The sequence below is a fragment of the Pseudomonas sp. LBUM1641 genome, assembly GCF_059716235.1.
This window is the reverse complement of the sequence record NZ_CP166815.1, coordinates 3623067-3638646: the sequence shown is the minus strand read 5'-3', so window position 1 is coordinate 3638646 and position 15580 is coordinate 3623067. Positions and strand designations below refer to the sequence as shown.

Below are 15580 nucleotides of genomic sequence, written 5' to 3'. Positions count from 1 at the left end.
GCGGGCATTCAGAATGAACGCGGCGCCCTCAGGTTCTTCGCGAGCAAGCTCGCTCCTACAGTGGATCAGTGGGTCAGATCACCACCCGCAGCGCCAACCCTTCATAGGCATCCAGGGTGATGGTGAAATCCCCCTCGGGCGTCAGGTCCCCCTCCACCCGCTCATTGATGATGTCCACCACCGGTCCCGGCGCGATATTGGGCAGGTGCAGGGTTTCCGTGATGGGCGTGGAGCCGAAATTAAGCGCCGTGATCTGAGTACCTTTGCCCGCCGGCAGTTCGTGAACCATGATCAGCAGCCCTGGGTGTTGCACATCCGGCACCAGGATCTGGCGGCTGGCGGCGATGTCGTAGGCACGGCGCACGGCGAGGATTCTTTGCAACTGTGAGGCAAACGAATCCGGGTCGGCCAATTGGCTGATCAAGCTGCCATACAAGGTCTTCGGACGCGGCATCTGCCCGGCGGATTGCTCCGCGTCGGGGTTCAGGTCCACCAAGTCATAGGCACCGCGATGGATCCAGCGTGTGTCGCCATCGAGCATCAAGTGGGCCACCTCTTCCGCCGGCAAAGGCAGTGCGCCCACCAGGTCCCAGCCGGACAGTGCAAACACCCCAGGTTGCATCGCGTTGTACATCACCAGCAGCAGGTGAATCTGGCGGATCTGTTGGATATCCGCCGGGGTAATCGCTTCAAGGTCGCGAATGCCCAACGCCGCCGTGATGATGCTGGCGGTGGTGCACGACACGCCGTTGGTCACGAATTTCAGGTTATAGGGTGCGTGTTCGCCGGCGAGGCGTTCGTACATCTGCTCGCGGATGTGCTCGCGCAGGATGCCGCCGGGAAAGGTCTGGCCCTGATACAGATAGTTGTCATGGGCGTGCAGGGTCCAGAAGTGCACCAGTTCCAGGGTCAGTTCGTCATGGTTCTGCAAGGCATGGATCAGCGAGCCGGGGTCGATGCCCAGGGTGTGCATCTCCCGTAGCATCAGGCGCAGGAATTCGGTGTCGCCCATCAATAACGCGTGCTGGTACGCCGGCCGGGTGATGAAGTCGTAGGACAGGTCGGCGCCACCGTGGGACATGGCGGCGATGTCGTCCACCGTCAGGTTCAGTTCCTGGAAGCTGAAACCGCCCGCCTTGCGAATCGCGCCGCCGAGTATCTGGTTGCCGGTGATGGACAGCGGGTGGCTTTCAGACCAGGCGTTGCCTTCGAGTTTTCGCTCCACGCCGAGGAAGCCGTTGGCGTCCAGGCGCAGGATCTTCGCGCCCATCACGTCGATGGCATGCAGGGCGTCGCCGATGATCATCTGCTGCGCGGCGAAGGTCGGGTCCAGCCAGTTCAGTGACGGTTGGCCTTCCTTGAAGTAATGCAGGTATACCCAGCGCCGGGGTTTGCCATCCACGCCGATCACCACATCGGTCGCGCTCCAGTCGGTTTCCTTGACTCCGGGCTCGAAGAAGATCACCCGTTGCAACTGGCCGACGATGTAGTGCTTGTCCCTCAGCACGTCGACCTGCTGCGGGCTGAGGTTCTGTGCATCACGCCCCTCGGCAATCTCGGGCAGCAATGGCCAGTCTTCCTCGCGGATTTCCACCATGTGGTAGAGCCCGGGGTAGTCTTCGTAAGCCATCTCGGCCAGGCGGAAGTCCGCGCCTTTGCCGGTGTGGGACGGGATCACGTCGTCGATGATCACCGCGTTGTGCGCGGCGGCCATGCGCGCCAGGGATTGCAGTTGGGCCTCGGTGCCCAGTTGCGGGTCGATGTCGAAGCTGATGCGGTCAAAATTGCCGTCAATCGTGGGGGTGTGCTCGGTGCCGGAAAGTCCACCCGAGCGCTTCAATGGGCCGTTGTGAATACCCTGGATGCCGATCTTTGACAGTGCATGCCATAACGTCTCATCGCCCAGGGCTTCGAGTACGCTGCCGTTTTCACGGGTGACGATGGACGCCGGGTACGCAGTGAACCACACCGACGACAGGGCTGAAGCATCACGGGGCCGGGTGTGGGCATACGGCTGTTGCCACAATCTGCCTTGCCCCGAGTAGAGTTTGGCGCGCTGCTTTGCGGCCTGCAGCATCGATTGTTCTACCAGCCAGGCCACATGTTTCTTATCGGCGTCCGTCATAAATCAATCACCTGCACCCATGAAGTAGTCGGTTGCGGTGGCTGCATATGCACCACCGTTCGTTACTGTATGAGGCCCCGGGCGACGATTCGTTGCATCCGAGATGGCTACCCTTCCCGGTCTAGACCCAGCCACCGTCCACAATGAAGTTCTGGGCGGTGCACATCGCCGACACATCAGAGGCGAGAAACAGCGCCATATTGGCGATATGTTCCGGCTGCACACTGCCCGGCAGGCACTGGCTGCGGGCGATCAGTTCCCGGGCCGCATCATCCACCCACATCGCCAGTTGTTTTTCGGTCATCACCCAGCCCGGCACCAGCGTATTGACCCGGATCCGACTCGGACCCAGCTCCCGCGCCAGGGCTCGGGTCATGCCGTGGGCGGCGGCTTTGCTGGCGGCGTATACCGGGTAGCCGCTGGAAGCCATCATCCAGCCGATGGAGCCCAGGTTGATGATCGACCCACCGCCGGCGGCCTTCATCATGGGCACCACGGACCGGGCGGCAAAAAAGGCGTGCTTCAGGTTGACCGAGATCAGTTGGTCGAATGTCTCGGAGTCGACTTCCTCCAGGGTGTGCCGAACGTCATTGGCGGCATTGTTCACCAGCACATTGATCGGCCCCAGGGTTTGCGCCAGGCGCCCGATGGCGGCCTTGTAAGCGATCTCGTCGGTAATATCGCAATGGGCGAACTCAACGGCATGCCCCTCGGACGACAGGATTGCCGCCAAGCGGTCGCCCTGCCCTTGCGCCCGGTCCACGAACGCAACCTTGGCACCCTGGCGTGCGAAGGCTCGCACCATGGATTCGCCAATCCCGGAAGCACCGCCGGAAATCAGCACGGTTTTATCTCGCAGGTCCGGGTACATCGCCTGTGCGCCAGCCTGTTGTTCAGTGTTCATGTGACGGTCACTCCGCTGTATTTAGTCTTATTTTATATTGCAAATTTTGCGATTTTGTCTATATATCAGCACTGCATCTGATCGAAATACAATAAATAGTCGAACTATTTAATCAACAACAATAAAAGGTAGCTCAGTCATGCGGCAATCCCGATTCCTGCTTACCGGCCTCGGCCTCTCGTTGGCGATAGCCAGCCTCGGCGCTCAGGCGGCTGGCCTGTCCAGTGAACACAAACCCTTCGGCAAAACCAATGACGGCACCGCCGTCGAGCAGTACGTGTTGCGCAACAGCCATGGCGTACAAGCCACGGTGATCACCTACGGCGCTGTGTTGCAGTCGCTTAAGGTACCGGACAAACACGGCCAGTTCGCCGATGTGGTGCTGGGCTTCGACAACGTCCAGGGCTATCAGGCCGGCACCGCGTTCTTTGGCGCGACCATCGGGCGTTTTGGCAATCGCCTGGCCAAGGGTGCTTTCGAGCTGGACGGCAAACGCTATCAAGTGCCCCTCAACGACGGCCCGAACTCCCTGCATGGCGGTGCGCAGGGCTTCGACAAACAGGTGTGGAAAGCCCAGCCAGTCAAGCAAAAGGACTCGGTGGGCGTCACCCTGAGCTACCTGTCGAAGGACGGCGAGATGGGCTTTCCCGGCAACCTGAAAGTCGACGTCACTTATAGCCTCAACGACAAAAACGAGCTGCACATCGACTACAAGGCCACCACCGACAAACCCACCGTGCTGAACCTCACCAACCACAGTTACTTCAACCTCGCCGGCGCCGGTAACGGTGACGTGCTCAAACAGCTGGCCACCTTGCACGCCAGCCATTACACCCCGGTCAACAGCACCTTGATTCCCACCGGCGAACTGGCCCCGGTGGCCGGTACACCGATGGACTTCCTCAAACCCACCGCCATCGGCCAGCACATCAAGGACGATCATCCCCAGCTGAAATTCGCCGAACCGAAACAAGGCGGCTTTGACTTCAACTGGGTGCTGGATGCCAAGGGTGATATCGGCAAACTGGCCGCTGACGTTCGTGACCCGCAGTCCGGTCGGCGCTTGCAGCTGTATACCAGTGAACCCGGTGTGCAGTTCTATACCAGCAACTTCCTCGACGGCTCGATCAAGGGTAAAGGCGGCAAACCTTATGCCCACTGGAGTGCGTTTACCCTGGAAACCCAGCATTTTCCTGACGGGCCTAACCAACCGAATTTCCCGTCAACCCGCCTTGATCCCGGGCAGACCTACACCCAAAACACCGTGCTGAAATTCTCCGCCGACTGAACCCGCTTGATCGTTCCCACGCTGCGTGGGAACGATCAAAGCTTGCGCAGGGATCAGCGTTGTTTCATGCGGTCGATCACCACCGCCAACAGCAGGATCGAACCGCGGATCACATACTGGTAGAAGGTGTCGATGTTCTTCAGGTTCATCGCGTTCTCGATGATCGCCAGAATCAGCACCCCGGCAATCACGTGGCGAATCATGCCAATCCCGCCGCTTAACGACACCCCGCCCAACACGCAGGCAGAAATCACCGTCAACTCGAAACCCTGGCCAATCATCGGCTGCCCGGAGGTCATGCGTGAAGCAAGGATCACCCCGGCCAAGGCGCCGATCACCCCGTGCACGGCGAAGATGATGATCTTGGTGCGATCAACGTTCACCCCCGCCAGCAACGCGGCTTCCGGGTTGCCGCCGATGGCCATGGTGTTGCGCCCGTAGGTGGTGTAGTTGAGCAGCCAGCCGAAAAACAGGAAGCACACGATGGTGATCAGGATCGGCACCGGCACGCCGAACAACTGGCCGTTGCCGAACACGAAGAACCCATCCTGGGAGACGCCCACCGCTTTGCCATTGGCAAAGATATAGGCCAGGCCGCGCACGATCTGCATGGTCGCCAGCGTGGTAATCAGTGCATTCACCCGCAGCTTGGCGATCACAATCCCGTTGATCAACCCCACCACCAGGCCCATCAGCAGTGCGGCACCGATGCCGAGCAACACGCTGTCGGTGTCGCGCATCACGATCGCCGCCACGACCCCGGCGCAGGCAATCACCGAGCCCACCGACAGGTCGAAATGCCCTGACGCCAGGCAATACAACATGGTGCACGCGGCAATCCCGGTGGTGGAGATCGCCAGCCCCAGGCCGCGCATATTGAGCGGCGACAGGAAGTTGTCGATCAGCAAGGTGCAGAGCACGAAGATCCCCACCGCCGCGATCAGCATCGCCCAGTTGTCGAGCAGGTTGCGCAGGTCCAGCGGTTTGCGCGCCGTAGGAACAGCAGTGTTTTGGCTTGTCATAGTCACCTCGTCAGTTCCCCTGGCTCGCGGCGCGTTGGCGCGGCAGGGCCATTTGCAGCAGATTGGATTCATTGGCGTGTTCGCGGCTCATCTCGCCGCGCATCGCGCCTTCACACAGCACCAGGATGCGATCGGAAATACCCATCACCTCCATCAGGTCGCTGGACACCACAATCACCGCAATGCCGCGAGCCGCCAGGTCATGGATGATCTGGTAAATCTCGGCCTTGGCGCCGATATCGATGCCCCGGGTGGGCTCGTCCAGCAGCAGGACTTTCATCGGCATCGACAGCCACCGCCCGAGAATCGCCTTTTGCTGATTGCCGCCGGACAGGTACATGATCTTCTGCGCCGCTGTGGGCGTCTTGACCTTCAGCGCCTTGATCTGCGTGGCGGCGTTGTCTTTCTCCCAACCACTGCGCAACAACCAGCCAAAGCGCGAATGGGCACTGCGCGCGCTGATGTTGATGTTCTCGGCGACACTGGACAGCGGCACGATGCCCTCCTTCTTGCGGTCCTCGGGGCACAGCAAAATACCGGCGCCGATGGCGTCACGGGGTGAACGCAGGCGCAGCGCATCGCCGCACAAATCGAGGCTGCCGGCACTGCTGCGCTCAAGGCCTCCCAGCAGCCGCAGCAACTCGGTACGCCCGGCGCCCACCAACCCGAACAGGCCGAGAATCTCGCCCTGATGGGCCTCGAAACTCACCGGTTCACGCAAGCCGGGGCCCAGCAAGCCATTGACCTTGAGCGCCACCGCACCCCGCTCGCGGGGCCGGTAATCGTAGATGTCCTGAATGTCGCGACCGACCATGCAAGTCACCAGTTGATCGTGGGTCAAGGTGCTCATGTCCTCGAACGTGCGCACATAGCGGCCGTCCTTGAATACCGTCACCGCGTTGCAGATGCGGAACACCTCTTCCATGCGATGGGACACGTACAGCACCACTTTGCCCTCGTCCCGCAGGCGACCGATGATTGCCATCAGGCGGTCGATCTCCCGTGCTGACAGGCTGCTGGTGGGTTCGTCGAACGCAATCACATGGGCGCCACGGGACAGCGCCTTGGCTATTTCCACCAACTGGCGCTGGCCCAGGGACAGGCGGCCGACTTTCTCCTGAGGGTCGATTTCATCCGCCAGGCCCTTGAGGCACGCCAATGCCTGCTGGCGCAACGCGCTGCGATTGATCAAACCAAAGCTGGCCGGCAGGTGCCCGAGGAACAGGTTTTCGGCCACGCTCATTTCCGGCACCAGGTGCAGCTCCTGGTGGATCACCGCGACGCCGCTGGCGATGCTGTCGGCCGCGCATTTGAAGGCCATGGTGTGCGCGCCGATCTGCACGCTGCCGCTGCTTGGCACATAGGCGCCACCGAGGATTTTCAGCAGCGTGGATTTACCGGCGCCGTTCTCGCCCATCAAGGCGTGAACCTGCCCAGGGTGGGCGCTGAAGCTGATGCCATCCAGCGCCTTGACCCCAGGAAACGTCTTGCCGATATCGTTGAAGCACAGGCTGGCACCGGTGCTGTGGGGGGGTTTCTGTTGCGCGTGCATAACCACCTCGTCACACAGGTCAGGCGGCCCTGTCAGCAGGGCCGCCGGGGAACGTCAGCGGTCTTCAGTTCCACAGACCGATCTTTTCCAGCTCCTGCTTGAAGTTCTCGCGGGTGATCAGCGTCACCTCGTCCATCGCTGTGTACTTCGGTGGTTCCTTGCCGGTGGTGACCCACTCGAACATCATGCTGGCGGTGTTGTAACCCTCGATGTGCGGGCTGGGCAGCATGGAGCCGAAGAAGCCGCTGTTGGCTTTCTTCAGCTCGCCGATGGCGTCGGTGCCGTTGATGCCGATACCGATGACGTTGGCGGCGGCAAAGCCGGCGCTTTCGGTGGCGCGCACGCCGCCGAGCACCGTGTTGTCATTCATGCCACCGATGATCAGGTTTTTCGCGCCGCTGGGCAGTTTCACCAGTGCCGAGTTGGTGGCGTCCATGCTGCCGGGTACGTCGAGGGTCTTGAGGGCGGCGAACAGAATGTGGTCGTCCGGAATACCCGCAGCCTTCAGGGATTTGACCGAGCCGTCGGTGCGTTTTTTGCCGGTGTCGAGTTCGTTGTAGGTGTTGATCACCGCGTAGGTGTCTTTCCAGTCCCAACCGCGTTTTTTCGCTTCAGTGGCCATGGCGCTGCCCTGCTTCTCGCCCACCTCGAAGGCGGCCATGCCCAGGTAAGGCACGTCCTCCATGAAGTTGCCCTTGGCATCCACAAAGCGGTCATCCACGGCGATCACTTTCAAGCCATTGGCTTTGGCCTTGGCCATGATGGCCGGGCCGAGGGACACATCCGGCGGGCAAATCACAAAGCCCTTGGCGCCGTTGGCGGCCAGGCTGTCGATGGCCGAGAGGGTTTTCTCGCCGTCGGGCACGGCGATCTTGATCACTTCAAAGCCCTTGTCCTTGCCGGCTTTTTCGGCGAAGGCCCATTCGGTCTGGAACCAGGGCTCTTCGGCCTGCTTGACCAGAAAGCCGATTTTCACTGGCTCTGCCGCCAGTAACAGGCTGCTCAGGCTGACGGCCGACACCGCCACAGCGGCGCAGCACAGGGAACGGATACCACGACGACGATTCATAGGGTGACTCCTTGTTGTTGTTTTTGAATGCGTTAAACAGCGGTAAAGCCTGTTGGTTATCCTGCAAAGCGGTGACAGGTTTTCCCCGGCACATCGACCTCGATCGCCAGGACCGCGCCGTCCAGCGGGTGATTCAGCGGGCTGGCGGCACTGGTGATGTACAAGGTCTTGAGGTCGGGGCCTGCGAACACGCAACTGGTGGGACGGCTGACCGGCAACTCGATGACCCGGTCGACTTCGCCGCCCGGCGTCAGCCGCAGCAGGCAACCGCCGTCCCAGCGGGCATTCCAGATATAGCCTTCGGCGTCCATGGCCGAGCCGTCCGGGCCACCACGAGCGTGAGGCCCGAACCAGACGTGCGCGGGTTCAAGCTGACCATCGTCGGTGATCGCGTGCCGATACAACGTGCCGTCCAGGCTGTCGCCGAAATGCACGTGGGTGGCGGCGTCGTTCCAGAGCAAGGTGTTGGGAATGCCCAGGCCTTGCAGCAGCGGCGTGACCTGCCCGTCGGCATCGACCCGGAACAGGCCGCCGGAACGCCGCAGCACCGGCAGATCTTCACCGTTCTCGCCGATGTTGTTCTGCATGGTGCCCAGCCACAGCCGGCCCTGGGCATCACAGCGGGCTTCGTTGGCGCGGTTGCCCGGTTGCGGGTCGGCGACGCAAAGCAAGGTCAGGCGGGGATCGCTCGGCGCCGAATCGAGGTCGAGGCGATACACGCCACTGCTCAGGGTTATCAGCGCATCACCGCTGGCACACGGGATAAATGCCGAGACGGGCTCAGGCAGTTGCCAGGTGTGCAGTTGCCCGTCTTTCAGGCGTAACGCCTGCTGGCCGATGATATCCACCCAATACAGCGCCTGGCCCTGCTCGTCCCAGAACGGGCCTTCGCCCAGCCGAGCGCGGTGCGGTGTGACGGCATTCCACGACATGAAACCTCCTGCTTTCTTGTTGTTTTCAGGTGGTACGGGTTACAGCGCGTCGCGCGACGGCTGCCCATCTACCAGACGCTGAATGCGCAACGGGTTGGCATTCTTCAGCGCGTCGGGGAGCAGGCTATCAGGGTAATTCTGAAAGCACACAGGTCGCAGGAAGCGCTCGATCGCCAGGGTGCCCACCGAGGTGCCGCGAGCATCGGAAGTCGCCGGATAAGGCCCGCCGTGGACCATCGCGTCACACACCTCGACGCCTGTGGGATAGCCGTTGAGCAGGATGCGGCCGACCTTTTGTTCCAGCAGCGGCGTCAACTCGCCGAACTGGGTGAAATCCGCCGGCTCGCCAATGATTGTCGCCGTCAGTTGGCCGTGCAGGCCGTGCAACGCGGCAGTCAGTTGCGCCTGGTCGGCAACTTCCACGAACACGGTGGTGGGGCCGAACACTTCTTCCTGCAGCACTTCATCGCCGTTGATCAGCAGGCTGGCATCCGCTTTGAACAGTTGTGGCTGCGCCTGATTGCCGGTCTGCGCCTGGCCCGCCAGGTGCTCGATGCCAGGATGGGCCAGCAGCGTATGCAGGCCTTTGCCGTAGCTGCTCAAGGTGCCGGCATTGAGCATGGTTTGCGCCGGTTGGTCGCCGATCAGTTGGGCGACCTGTTGGATGAATGCGCTGAACGGTGGCGATGCAATCCCGATCACCAGGCCCGGGTTCGTGCAGAACTGGCCACACCCTTGCACCACCGAGGCGACCAGGTCGCGGGCGATGCTGTCTGCCCGGGCTTGCAGCGCCTGGGGCAACAGGATGACCGGGTTGATGCTGGACATCTCGGCGAACACCGGGATCGGTTGCGGACGTGCCGCCGCCATATCACACAGGGCCCGGCCACCCTTGAGCGAGCCGGTGAAACCCACGGCCCGGATTGCCGGGTGCTTGACCAGTGCTTCACCCACACCGCCACCGAAGATCATATTGAACACGCCGTCGGGCATCCCGGTGCTCTGCGCCGCCCGCATGATCGCATCGGCGACCCGCTCGGCAGTGGCCATGTGGCCGCTGTGGGCCTTGAACACCACCGGGCAGCCGGCCGCCAGCGCGGCGGCGGTGTCGCCACCGGCAGTGGAAAAGGCCAAGGGGAAATTACTCGCCCCAAACACGGCAACCGGCCCGAGACCGATGCGGTACTGGCGCACATCCGGGCGTGGCAAAGGCTGGCGATCCGGCAGCGCCTGATCGATCCGCGCACCGTAGAAATCACCGCGCCGCAGCACCTTGGCGAACAACCGCATCTGGCCGCTGGTACGGCCGCGCTCGCCCTGGATACGCCCGGCGGGCAACGCCGTTTCGCGGCAGACCAAGGCGATGAAGTCATCGCCAAGCACGTCCAGTTCGTCGGCTATCGCCTCCAGGAACGACGCGCGATGCTGCGCGCTCAGGCTTCGATAGGCCGGGTAAGCCGCCGCCGCGGCGTTGGCTGCCGCATCGACTTCCTGCGCCGTCGCCTGGTAGAAATCATAGGGCAACGCTTCGCCGGTAGTGGCGTCGACGCTTTGCAGCGTGACGCTGCCGGTGGCGCTGCGCTGGCCGCCGATGTAGTTGTGGCCGTAAATCCGGGTCATGCCTGTCTCCTTTAAAGAGTGCCTACGCCGCCGGGTGCAACGACCCCTTCGACCTTGGTAATGCCGTTGATCAAGGGCGCGCCGAATTCGGCCTGGCTGATTTCGAACACATCGCCTGGCTGGGTACGAATGCCGTCGGCAAACGACAAGGTTGCGGTGCCGAAAAAGTGGATATGCACGTCACCTGGGCGCAGGAACTGGGTGTATTTGAAATGGTGATATTCAAGGTTCTCGAGGCTGTGGCACATGTTGGCTTCGCCACTGAGGAATTCGTGCTGCCACAGCACCTCGCCGTTGCGCAGGATGCGGCTGGTGCCCGCCAGGTGCTGGGGCAGTTCACCCAGTCGCAACTCGGGACCATAGCTGCAACTGCGCAGTTTGGAGTGGGCCAGGTACAGGTAATTCTTGCGCTCCATCACGTGGTCGGAAAACTCATTGCCCACCGCGTAGCCCAGGCGATACGGCTTGCCGTCGTGACCAATTACATACAGCCCGGCGATTTCCGGCTCTTCGCCGGCGTCTTCGGCAAACGCCGGCCACGGGAACGGCTGGCCCGGGCGCACCACGATGGTGCCGTCGCCCTTGTAGAACCACTCGGGCTGGACACCGGCTTGGCCAGAGGCGGGTTTGCCGCCCTCCACGCCCCATTTGAAGATGCGCATGGTATCGGTCATCGTGCTCTCGTCACCGGCCTGCTGGTGCATCTTGTCCCGCGCCGACGCGCTGCCCAGGTGGGTCAGGCCGGTACCGCTGACCAGCGTGTGCGCCGGGTCGGGGTGATCCAGCGGGGGCAGGATCCTTTGCCCGGCCAGCAGGTCGGCATAGTCGTGGTTGGCGGCCAGGCCGAGACGCTCTATTTGCTGTTGCAAGGTGACACCGGCCTCGATGGCGGCGAGTGCCAGGTCGCGCACCGTGTGTGCTGATTGCACTTCACGCACCTGCCCGCCCTCGACCACGCCCACCCGGCGTTCGCCGTTGCTCAATTCAAACTGCACTAAACCCATGAGTCTTCTCCTGATTGCCAATTAAGTACGCGTGGCGCCACGGGCGCTGGCGGCGAACTGGTCCGGCGGCAACACGTGTTTGCGCTCCAGCAGCCGGTAGACCACGCCCGTCAGCACTACCCCGAACAGCATCACGCAGGCCAGGAAGTACAAGCCCGACGCGAGGTTGCCGGTGTACTCCTTGAGGGCGCCGATCACGAACGGCCCGATGTAGCCGCCGAGGTTGCCCACCGAGTTGATCAAGGCGATGCCCGCCGCCGCACTTGCGCCGGCAAAAAAACGTCCCGGCAAGGTCCAGAACACCGCCGTGCACGAGAACAGCGCGAACGCCACCAGGCACAGCGCTGCCAGTTGCCACAGCGGCACCGTCAGCCACGCGCTGAAGAACAGGCCGATGGCCCCCAGCACGTAAAGCACCGCGAGGTGGCCGTAGCGATCATTCAGGCGATCGGAACTGCGCGGGACGATCAGCAAACCGATGATCCCGAAGATGTAGGGCACCGCCGACACGAACCCGGTCGTCAGGTCGCTGCCGCCGAACTGCTTGATCAAGGTCGGCAGCCACAGGCCCAGGCCATAAATGCTCAAGGTCACCGGCAGGTAGAACAGCGCCAGCAGCAACACGCGTTTGTCCTTCAGGGCATGCAGCGGGTTGCCGTGCCGGGTCTGGCCGTAGGCCTGCAGGTCTTTGGCCAGCTCGCCGGTGAGCCAGTCCTTCTCGGCCTGGTCCATCCATTTGACCTGTTGCGGCCCGTCCGGCAGATAACGCAGCACCGGCCAGGTCAGCAGGATCGCCGGGGTGCCGATGACGATGAACAACCACTGCCAGCCGTGCAGGCCGAGAATCCCGTCCATGCCGAGCAAACCGCCCGCCACCGGGCCGGTGATCATCATGGCGATGGGCTGGGACAGGATGAACAACCCGAGGATCTTGCCGCGGTGGCGCACCGGGAACCATTGGGTGATGTAGTAGAGGACACCCGGGAAGAACCCGGCTTCGGCGGCGCCCAGCAGAAAGCGCATCACATAGAAACTGTGGGGGCCCTGGACGAATGCCATGCCGATGGTAATGGCGCCCCAGGTGACCATGATCCGCGCGAACCAGCGCCGCGCGCCGAAACGGTCGAGCATCAGGTTGCTGGGGATTTCCAGAAGGAAGTAGCCAATAAAGAACAGCCCTGCCCCCAGGCCATACGCGGCATCACCGATGCCGACATCCGCGCCCATGTGCAATTTGGCGAAGCCCACGGCCGAGCGGTCCACGTAGGCAATCAGGTACAGCAAGATCAAGAAGGGAATCAGTTTCAGCGTGATGCGACGTATCAGCCGCTGTTCCTGGCTCATGTGAGCAGTCTCCGATTGTTATTTTTATAGAGCGTTGCGGGTCGCCTCTCGCGAAAATCCGCCAGGGCCAGGCCTCGTTGAATCGGACTATATAGTATTACTATTTAATCAACAACACTTCCAAAGCGTCGAATTTACGCCTATGTTAGGCCAGGATTAGATCAATATAGTCTTACAATAAGAGAGTCGACCATGTCCGAGAAAAAGCCCGTCCTGCGCTCCGCCAGCTGGTTTGGTACCGCCGATAAAAACGGCTTCATGTACCGCAGCTGGATGAAAAATCAGGGGATTGCCGATCATCAGTTCCATGGCAAACCGATCATCGGGATCTGCAACACCTGGTCGGAACTGACACCCTGCAACGCGCACTTCCGCCAGATTGCCGAGCATGTGAAACGTGGGGTGATTGAAGCGGGCGGCTTTCCCGTGGAGTTTCCGGTGTTCTCCAACGGCGAATCGAACCTGCGCCCCACCGCGATGCTCACCCGCAATCTGGCGAGCATGGACGTGGAGGAAGCCATTCGCGGCAACCCCATCGATGGCGTGGTGCTGTTGACCGGTTGTGACAAAACCACCCCGGCGCTGCTGATGGGCGCTGCCAGTTGCGACGTGCCAGCGATCGTCGTCACCGGCGGGCCGATGCTCAACGGCAAGCACAAGGGCCAGGACATCGGCTCGGGCACCGTGGTGTGGCAGCTCAGCGAACAGGTCAAGGCGGGTACCATCACCCTCGACGATTTCCTCGCGGCCGAAGGCGGCATGTCGCGCTCGGCAGGCACCTGTAACACCATGGGCACCGCTTCGACCATGGCCTGCATGGCCGAAGCACTCGGCACCTCCCTGCCCCACAACGCGGCGATTCCGGCGGTGGATGCGCGCCGTTATGTACTGGCGCACATGTCGGGCATGCGTGCAGTAGAGATGGTGCGTGAAGACTTGAAGCTGTCGAAGATCCTGACCAAGGAGGCCTTCGAAAACGCGATCCGCGTCAACGCAGCCATTGGTGGCTCGACCAACGCGGTGATTCACCTGAAAGCCATCGCCGGGCGTATCGGCGTCGAGCTCGACCTGGACGACTGGACCCGCATGGGCCGTGGCATGCCGACCATCGTCGACCTGCAACCGTCCGGGCGCTTCCTGATGGAAGAGTTCTACTACGCCGGCGGCCTGCCGGCGGTGCTGCGCCGCCTCGGTGAAGCCAACCTGATCCCGCATCCGAACGCCTTGACCGTCAACGGCAAGTCCTTGGGCGAAAACACCCGGGAAGCGCCGATCTACGGCCAGGACGAAGTGATCCGTACCCTCGACAACCCGATCCGCGCCGACGGCGGCATTTGTGTGCTGCGGGGCAACCTCGCGCCACTGGGTGCGGTACTCAAGCCATCGGCTGCCAGCCCCGAGCTGATGCAACACCGAGGGCGTGCCGTGGTGTTCGAGAACTTCGATATGTACAAGGAACGCATCAACGACCCGGAGCTGGACGTGGATGCCAACTCGATCCTGGTGATGAAAAACTGCGGGCCCAAGGGTTACCCGGGCATGGCGGAAGTCGGCAACATGGGCTTGCCGGCCAAACTGCTGGCCCAGGGTGTGACCGACATGGTGCGGATTTCCGATGCGCGCATGAGCGGCACGGCGTACGGCACCGTGGTGCTGCACGTGGCACCGGAAGCGGCGGCCGGCGGCCCATTGGCCACGGTCAAGGAAGGCGACTGGATCGAACTTGATTGTGTCAATGGCCGCCTGCACCTGGACATTCCGGACGCCGAACTGGCGGCCCGCATGGCCGACCTTGCGCCGCCCCAACAGCTGATTGTCGGGGGCTACCGCCAGTTGTACATCGACCACGTACTGCAGGCAGACCAGGGCTGCGATTTCGACTTCCTGGTGGGCTGCCGTGGCGCGGAAGTGCCGCGTCATTCCCACTAATTGGGACGGGAGCAATGCTATGATGCCGCGTATTTCGCCAGAGTAGCCTCCCTGTTATGGATCAGCAGCCGACCAAGCCGCGCAAGAGCATGCACGCCCAAATCGTTCAGGACTTGGGCATGCACATCGTTTCCGGACGCTTCAAGCCGGAAGAACGACTGCCCATGGAGGCGACCTTGTGCGAGGAATACAAGGTCAGCCGGTCGGTGTTGCGTGAGGCGACGCGGGTACTGAGCGCCAAGGGCCTGGTAATTTCCAAGCCCAAGGTCGGCGCCGTGGTACGCCCGCGGGTGCAATGGCACCTGCTGGACCCGGACGTACTGTCCTGGCTGATGCAGTCCACACCCCACAGCGAGTTTTTCAACACCCTGGCCGGTGTACGCCGCATCCTGGAGCCGGAAATCGCCGCCATGGCAGCTTCCACCGCTACCGATGCCGATATTGCCGTCATCGAAAAGGCCTACCTGGGCATGGAAACCGCCCAGACCCACGACGCGCTGTTGCAGGCCGACCTGGACTTCCACCGGGCGATTGCCGATGCGACCCGCAACGACTTGCTGGCCTACATGTGCAACATGCTGTCGTTGCCACTTCGCGAGTCCATCAACATTACCAACCGTCGCCCCGACATCCAGGGCCTCAGCCTGCCCCGGCACAAAGCGATTCTCACGGCGATCAAGAACCGTGACGCCCTTGGCGCGCGGCATGCTTCCCTGGTGCAACTGGACGATACCCGAGTGGCGCTGGATACCGTGATGAATGTACTGACGCCGCTGTAGCGCACGGCAACC

The 15580-nt window shown here is 62.1% G+C and carries 12 protein-coding genes; 3 read left to right on the top strand and 9 right to left on the bottom strand.

What is annotated here, in order from left to right; genetic code table 11:
- Nucleotides 1–73: 73 nt before the first annotated feature.
- The gene (treS, locus tag ACA046_RS16530; protein WP_497674415.1) at nucleotides 74–2125 is read right to left on the bottom strand and encodes a maltose alpha-D-glucosyltransferase; all 2052 of its coding nucleotides are present in this window, start codon (nucleotides 2123–2125) and stop codon (nucleotides 74–76) included.
- A 121-nt stretch (nucleotides 2126–2246) separates the two neighbouring features.
- Nucleotides 2247–3029, bottom strand: coding sequence for an SDR family NAD(P)-dependent oxidoreductase (locus tag ACA046_RS16525; RefSeq protein ID WP_497674414.1), 783 nt, complete (start codon nucleotides 3027–3029; stop codon nucleotides 2247–2249).
- Nucleotides 3030–3168: 139 nt separating this feature from the next.
- Here ACA046_RS16525 and ACA046_RS16520 point away from each other — a divergent pair, with 139 nt between their 5' ends.
- Complete coding sequence (locus ACA046_RS16520; protein WP_497674413.1) at nucleotides 3169–4317, top strand: aldose epimerase family protein; 1149 nt, start codon at nucleotides 3169–3171, stop codon at nucleotides 4315–4317.
- A gap of 53 nt (nucleotides 4318–4370) precedes the next feature.
- On the opposite strand, the gene araH is transcribed toward ACA046_RS16520, so the two are convergent.
- From araH to ACA046_RS16485, 7 genes are all read right to left on the bottom strand, one after another.
- A complete protein-coding gene (gene araH / locus ACA046_RS16515; RefSeq protein WP_459020847.1) occupies nucleotides 4371–5339 on the bottom strand; it encodes an L-arabinose ABC transporter permease AraH in 969 nt (322 codons plus the stop codon).
- A gap of 10 nt (nucleotides 5340–5349) precedes the next feature.
- Nucleotides 5350–6891, bottom strand: a complete 1542-nt coding sequence (araG, locus tag ACA046_RS16510) for an L-arabinose ABC transporter ATP-binding protein AraG (RefSeq protein WP_497674412.1) — start codon at nucleotides 6889–6891, stop codon at nucleotides 5350–5352.
- A gap of 64 nt (nucleotides 6892–6955) precedes the next feature.
- Nucleotides 6956–7960: a substrate-binding domain-containing protein gene (locus tag ACA046_RS16505; RefSeq protein WP_076013465.1), complete on the bottom strand. Its 1005-nt coding sequence runs from the start codon at nucleotides 7958–7960 to the stop codon at nucleotides 6956–6958.
- A 56-nt stretch (nucleotides 7961–8016) separates the two neighbouring features.
- Nucleotides 8017–8892, bottom strand: a complete 876-nt coding sequence (locus tag ACA046_RS16500) for an SMP-30/gluconolactonase/LRE family protein (protein WP_497674411.1) — start codon at nucleotides 8890–8892, stop codon at nucleotides 8017–8019.
- A 39-nt stretch (nucleotides 8893–8931) separates the two neighbouring features.
- The gene (locus ACA046_RS16495; protein ID WP_497674410.1) at nucleotides 8932–10512 is read right to left on the bottom strand and encodes an aldehyde dehydrogenase (NADP(+)); all 1581 of its coding nucleotides are present in this window, start codon (nucleotides 10510–10512) and stop codon (nucleotides 8932–8934) included.
- Between the two features lie 11 nt (nucleotides 10513–10523).
- Nucleotides 10524–11516, bottom strand: a complete 993-nt coding sequence (araD1, locus tag ACA046_RS16490) for an AraD1 family protein (protein ID WP_497674409.1) — start codon at nucleotides 11514–11516, stop codon at nucleotides 10524–10526.
- A 21-nt stretch (nucleotides 11517–11537) separates the two neighbouring features.
- Nucleotides 11538–12860, bottom strand: a complete 1323-nt coding sequence (locus tag ACA046_RS16485; protein ID WP_076013469.1) for an MFS transporter — start codon at nucleotides 12858–12860, stop codon at nucleotides 11538–11540.
- Between the two features lie 192 nt (nucleotides 12861–13052).
- Between ACA046_RS16485 and ACA046_RS16480 the strand changes: the two genes are divergently transcribed.
- Nucleotides 13053–14789 carry an IlvD/Edd family dehydratase gene (locus ACA046_RS16480; RefSeq protein ID WP_497674408.1) on the top strand — a complete coding sequence of 579 codons (1737 nt, stop codon included), beginning with the start codon at nucleotides 13053–13055 and terminating at the stop codon, nucleotides 14787–14789.
- Nucleotides 14790–14845: 56 nt separating this feature from the next.
- Nucleotides 14846–15568 (top strand): FadR/GntR family transcriptional regulator, encoded by a 723-nt coding sequence (locus ACA046_RS16475; protein WP_076013470.1) that lies wholly within the window; start codon nucleotides 14846–14848, stop codon nucleotides 15566–15568.
- Nucleotides 15569–15580: the final 12 nt, after the last annotated feature.

Excerpts from the sequence above, each read along its gene's own strand:
- araG (WP_497674412.1), bottom strand. The coding sequence starts at position 6,891 with ATGCACGCGCAACAGAAACCCCCCCACAGCACCGGTGCCAGCCTGTGC.
- ACA046_RS16525 (WP_497674414.1), bottom strand. The coding sequence starts at position 3,029 with ATGAACACTGAACAACAGGCTGGCGCACAGGCGATGTACCCGGACCTG.
- araH (WP_459020847.1), bottom strand. The coding sequence starts at position 5,339 with ATGACAAGCCAAAACACTGCTGTTCCTACGGCGCGCAAACCGCTGGAC.
- araD1 (WP_497674409.1), bottom strand. The coding sequence starts at position 11,516 with ATGGGTTTAGTGCAGTTTGAATTGAGCAACGGCGAACGCCGGGTGGGC.
- ACA046_RS16500 (WP_497674411.1), bottom strand. The coding sequence starts at position 8,892 with ATGTCGTGGAATGCCGTCACACCGCACCGCGCTCGGCTGGGCGAAGGC.
- ACA046_RS16495 (WP_497674410.1), bottom strand. The coding sequence starts at position 10,512 with ATGACCCGGATTTACGGCCACAACTACATCGGCGGCCAGCGCAGCGCC.
- ACA046_RS16485 (WP_076013469.1), bottom strand. The coding sequence starts at position 12,860 with ATGAGCCAGGAACAGCGGCTGATACGTCGCATCACGCTGAAACTGATT.
- ACA046_RS16480 (WP_497674408.1), top strand. The coding sequence starts at position 13,053 with ATGTCCGAGAAAAAGCCCGTCCTGCGCTCCGCCAGCTGGTTTGGTACC.
- ACA046_RS16505 (WP_076013465.1), bottom strand. The coding sequence starts at position 7,960 with ATGAATCGTCGTCGTGGTATCCGTTCCCTGTGCTGCGCCGCTGTGGCG.
- ACA046_RS16520 (WP_497674413.1), top strand. The coding sequence starts at position 3,169 with ATGCGGCAATCCCGATTCCTGCTTACCGGCCTCGGCCTCTCGTTGGCG.
- treS (WP_497674415.1), bottom strand. The coding sequence starts at position 2,125 with ATGACGGACGCCGATAAGAAACATGTGGCCTGGCTGGTAGAACAATCG.
- ACA046_RS16475 (WP_076013470.1), top strand. The coding sequence starts at position 14,846 with ATGGATCAGCAGCCGACCAAGCCGCGCAAGAGCATGCACGCCCAAATC.